Annotated in this window: 1 protein-coding gene; it reads left to right on the top strand. The window is 53.6% G+C overall.

Annotated elements, in window-relative coordinates:
• Positions 1 to 27: 27 nt before the first annotated feature.
• Positions 28 to 614, top strand: a 587-nt coding sequence (locus tag ACNPNW_RS05995; RefSeq protein ID WP_448766711.1) for an IS110 family transposase, incomplete at its 3' end; no start/stop codon positions are given.

Raw genomic sequence — 614 nt, 5'->3', positions numbered from 1 at the left:
GACAAACAAAAAGGAGTCGGTTTACTAATGAGTATCGCCAAAAAGTATATTGGATTAGACGTATCCAAAGCCAAAATTGCTGTAGCCATCGCAGACGAGGGCCGAAGCGATGCCCGTTTTTGGGGGATTATCGTACACACTAAAGAACGGGTTCTAAAGCTTCTCCAGCAGCTACGAGGTTCTGGGGAATCCAGGGTGGAGTTAGAAGTCTGCTATGAAGCCGGGCCCACCGGGTATATGCTTCACCGTTGGCTACTTGAATCCGGCATTCCCTGTACAGTTGTAGCTCCTTCCCTCATCCCCCAGCGGGCCGGCGACCGAATCAAGACGGACAAGCGGGATGCTCTGCGTTTGGCCCAACTGTTTCGTGCCGGCGAGTTGACTAGCGTATACATTCCGTCCCCTGAAGAGGAGGCCCTCCGGGATCTCGTTCGAGCTCGGGAGGACGCAAAAGAAGATATGAACCGGTACAAGCAGCGAATGGGCAAATTCCTCCTACGCTTGCAACTCGCTCCCTTAAGCAAGGTCAAGGCATGGACATTCGCCTACGAAGAGTGGTTGGACACACTCCGCTTGGGGAACCCCTGCCACCGCATGGTCTTTCAGGAATACCG

It is taken from the genome of Acinetobacter endophylla (assembly GCF_053543775.1).
This window is presented reverse-complemented; position numbering and strand designations above follow the sequence as displayed.